The sequence below is a fragment of the Protofrankia sp. CiP1_Cm_nod4 genome, from assembly GCF_982290645.1.
Genome location: NZ_CEVIVC010000184.1, coordinates 1 through 3,955 on the forward strand (window position 1 = coordinate 1; position 3,955 = coordinate 3,955).

4 protein-coding genes are annotated in these 3,955 nt (G+C 72.7%); 2 read left to right on the forward strand and 2 right to left on the reverse strand.

The window, feature by feature from the left end:
- Positions 1 to 380 precede the first annotated feature (380 nt).
- Positions 381 to 1,994 carry a DEAD/DEAH box helicase gene (locus AC5LSR_RS21950; protein ID WP_250280782.1) on the forward strand — a complete coding sequence of 538 codons (1,614 nt, stop codon included), beginning with the start codon at positions 381 to 383 and terminating at the stop codon, positions 1,992 to 1,994.
- 305 nt (positions 1,995 to 2,299) lie between these two features.
- Here the strand turns inward: AC5LSR_RS21950 and AC5LSR_RS21955 are convergent, their stop codons facing one another.
- The gene (locus AC5LSR_RS21955) at positions 2,300 to 2,494 is read right to left on the reverse strand and encodes a hypothetical protein (RefSeq protein ID WP_250280784.1); all 195 of its coding nucleotides are present in this window, start codon (positions 2,492 to 2,494) and stop codon (positions 2,300 to 2,302) included.
- Between the two features lie 285 nt (positions 2,495 to 2,779).
- On the opposite strand from AC5LSR_RS21955, the gene AC5LSR_RS21960 reads away from it, so the two are divergent.
- Positions 2,780 to 3,334 carry a Uma2 family endonuclease gene (locus AC5LSR_RS21960; protein ID WP_250280786.1) on the forward strand — a complete coding sequence of 185 codons (555 nt, stop codon included), beginning with the start codon at positions 2,780 to 2,782 and terminating at the stop codon, positions 3,332 to 3,334.
- A gap of 103 nt (positions 3,335 to 3,437) precedes the next feature.
- Here the strand turns inward: AC5LSR_RS21960 and AC5LSR_RS21965 are convergent.
- Positions 3,438 to 3,955, reverse strand: a 518-nt coding sequence (locus AC5LSR_RS21965) for an aldehyde dehydrogenase family protein (RefSeq protein ID WP_493468933.1), incomplete at its 5' end; no start/stop codon positions are given.

The window sequence follows — 3,955 nt, forward strand, 5'->3', positions numbered from 1 at the left end:
CCTCCCGGCTGCCCTTCCCGCGGCCCCTCCACCAGCCCGCTACCAGCGACTCCCTGTGACCGGCCACGGCAGCCGGCCCGCGCCTGCCCGCTGCCGCTGCCGGCCCACGGTGACCGTGACGCACGGCGCCGTCCCCCCGCCACACCGGGGTGCGCGACGTCTCACCCCTGGTGGGCGCGCCGCCCTTAGCACCGGCGGTCGTGATCGGTGTACCCTGAGACCGCTGGCGGCTACGAGCCGTCCATGACATGTGGTTATCCAGCCACACGTCAGAGGTCCGTGTGACAGCAGGTCGGCGTGCACCCTGGTAGCGGGTGCACCCGCTCATGCTCTGGTGACGCGGCCCGAAGCGGACACACGACTGCTGCCACACGATCGCCGTGGTTCCCCCGGCGACCTCGACAACGACGGACGGAAGAACCCTGTCTCAGCACGGTGACACTCAGCCCTCCCCTGCCCGCCGCCGCCCCCGGCCCGCTCGAGGCGCCGCCCATCGCGGCCGCGGCGGCCCCCGCTCAGGTGGCAAGCAGAACGGACCGAACCGGTTCGCCGCACCCGCGCGGCCACCGCTGCCGACCCGCGAGCCGCGGCCACCGGCCAGTTCCTTCGCGGACGCGGGCCTGCCCGCCGCCCTTGTCTCCGCTCTCGCCCGGCAGGGGATCACCGCCCCGTTCCCGGTGCAGGCCGCGACCCTGCCTGACGTCCTCGCCGGGGAGAACATGCTCGGCCGGGCGAGCACCGGCTCCGGCAAGACCCTCGGGTTCGGCCTGCCGATGCTCGCCGAGCTGGCGAAGAACCGCGCGGTCGCCCCGGGCCGCCCCCGCGGGCTGATCCTCGTCCCCACCAGGGAGCTCGCCCAGCAGGTCCACGACGCCCTCGACCCGCTGTCCCGGCCGCTGGGCCTGCGCCTGCGCGCGGTGTACGGCGGGACGTCGATCTCCCGGCAGATCAGTTCGCTGCGGCGCGGCGTGCATATCGTCATCGCCACCCCCGGCCGCCTCACCGACCTGATCGAACGCGGCGCCTGCTCCCTCGAAGAGATCGCGATCACCGTGTTGGACGAGGCCGACTACATGTGCGACCTCGGCTTCCTGCCGGCTGTGCGGGCGCTGCTGGACGCCACCCCCGCCGGCGGCCAGCGGCTGCTGTTCTCCGCGACCCTCGACCGTGAGGTGGAGGTGCTCGTCCGCCAGTACCTGCCCGAGCCGGTGCTCGTCGCCATCGACTCGGAGACCGCGCAGGTCTCCACCCTGTCCCGGCACGCGCTTGAGGCCGCCGACCCCGCCGCCCACACCCGGCTGGTGACCGCCCTGGCCGGCGGCTCCGGGCGGACCCTGGTGTTCGCCCGCACCCAGCGCGGCGCCGACCGGCTCGCCGAACAGCTCACCCGCTCCGGGGTGCCGGCCCAGCCGCTGCACGGCGGCATGGCGCAGAACGCCCGCAGCCGCGCGCTCGCCGGGTTCTCCGAAGGCACGCACCGTGTTCTCGTCGCCACGGACGTGGCCGCCCGCGGCATCCACGTCGACGGGGTCGACATCGTCGTGCACGCGGGGCTGCCGAGCGACCCCAAGACCTACCAGCACCGTGGCGGCCGTACCGCGCGGGCGGGGGCTCATGGCGCCGACGTGCTTGTCTCGCTCCCCGAGGAGCGCGGGCTGGTGCGCGCGCTCCTGCGCGCCGCCGGCAGCGACGCCCAGCCCGAACCGGCGGACGCCGACGACGAGGTGGTGGCGCGCCTCGCCGGGCCGCCCGCCCCCCGGATCCCCCCGCAGCCGCGCAGCACGCCACCGCACTCGGCCGCTGCCCGGCAGCCGTCCGGGATCCGGGTGCCGGCACAGGCGCGCTCGTCAGGCTCCGGCCCACGCCGGGGCGCGGACAGGCAGCAGTGGGGTGCGCCCGCCACCCGCGGCAACTCGCCCCATCGCGGCGCCGACCAGCCCCGCCGGGCAGGACGCCGGCCCGCCGGGCCGCAGGGCCCGACATCCACCGAATAACGACATCTACTGCCCGGACAACGGCGCGGGCCGTGGCACCGAACAGGTCGGTGCCACGGCCCGCGCCATGTCGTACAGCCTGACGTGTCGTACGACTGCCTGCCTTCGTACCTGGCTGCCTGGTACGACCCTGTCTGGTACGACCTGCGTAGAACTATCTGGTCCTGCGTGATGACGGGCCGGTCGTCCCGCGGCGGACAGGCCCGGGCCAGATCAGACGACAGGACCAGAGCAACCCGCCGGAACCAGACGATCCGCCGGACACGCACCTCCCGCGCCGTCAGGCGTCAGGAGTCACCGCGGGCTCAGGCGCCGCTGGAGACGCTGACCGCGTCCGACTGCCGCGGTACTCCGAGCCGCAGGCGAGTGGGGTTCGCGACCGAACGGGGGATCAGCCACGGCTCGGCCGCGGCGTCCGGGCCGTCATTGACGTCCTCTTCGGGCGCCCGCTGGCTCGGCCACGGCGACTCCGACTGAACCACTTCATCGTGCTCGGCCATTGGCAGTGCTCCCCTCCCGGGCCGTGACCAACATGTGGAACCGGCCGACCATGGTGACGCGACAGACATAGTGACACAACAGACATGTCGACATCCCGCCGACAGTGGGTTACAAAAGACATCGAACCAGTATCCAGGATGATACATGGGCCTTGAGTGAGAATAATCATGCACGGGGGTGCCGCGTGAGCGATACACGTTCTTCACACACTGTGAACTCGCCATAGATGACCGAACCCGCCACGGGTAGAGTCGAATCACCGGAACGGATGGGAGGACGCACCGATGAGCGAGCCGCTGATCGCGATTCCTCCGGGTGGCTGGACCACCGACGACCTCGACGAGCTGCCGGTCAGCAACCATCGGTACGAACTGACCGACGGAGCTCTCAGCGTGTCGCCTTCCCCCTCCAACCTGCACCAGGCGCTGGGCGCCCGGCTCTTCGCCGCGCTCGAGGACATCACGCCGGAGCCGTTCGCGCTGGCGATGGCCGTGGACATCCGGTTCGGCCGGCAGCTCACCCGCGTCCCCGACCTGATGGTGATACGCAGCGACGAGCCCGCCCGGCACTGGTTCTCCCCCGCCGAGGTCGTTGTCGCGATCGAGATCGAGTCACCCGGCAACCATGTCGAGGACCGCACCACCAAACCCGCGCTCTACGCCCAGTTCGGCATCCCGCACTACTGGCGGATCGAGCCGGTACCACCCCGTGTGACGACCTACCGGCCCGGCCCCGCCGGCGCCTACGTGGCGACCGGCAGCGGGCAGCGGCTCACCGTCACCGAACCGTTCCCGGTCGACCTCGACCTCACCGTGCTGCTCCCCCGCTGGGCACGCTGACCGCACGGACCAGCGCCTCGCCGCCCACGCCGCCGGCCGCCCACGCCGTCGGCCGGCCGGCTGGTGGGAGGCTGCGCGGACGGAGGGCAGGCCGACCGACGGCTTAACCGGGCGGCAGACGGAAGGTGAGGTCGGCGGCGGGGACGGCGGTGTCCAGCTGGGCCTTCTGCAGGTGGCCGGAATAGTCCCAGTTGACCGCCTGCCAACGGGTGACCTGGTCGAGCACCCAGCGGCCGGACTGGCGGGAGCCGTTGCCGGAGCGGCCGTTGCCCCCGAAGGGCAGGTGCGCCTCGGCGCCGGACGTCGAGTTGTTCACGCTGACCATGCCGGCACCGATCCCCCGGCGGAACCGGAAGACCGTCCGCGGGTCGTTCGTGTAGATCGACGAGGACAGGCCGTAGCCGGGAGCGTTCGCGAGCCGCACCGCCTCGTCGAGGTCCCGGTAGGTCGTCACCCCGATGACCGGGCCGAACGTCTCCTCCCGGAACACCTCGTCGTCGGGCCGGACACCGTCGAGGATCACCGGGTGGTAGTACAGCCCGTCACCGGGGTCGCCCACGAAGCCGCGGCGCGGCCGGGCCGCGTCCACCCGCCCGACCGCCGAGGAGCCCGCGACCCGGT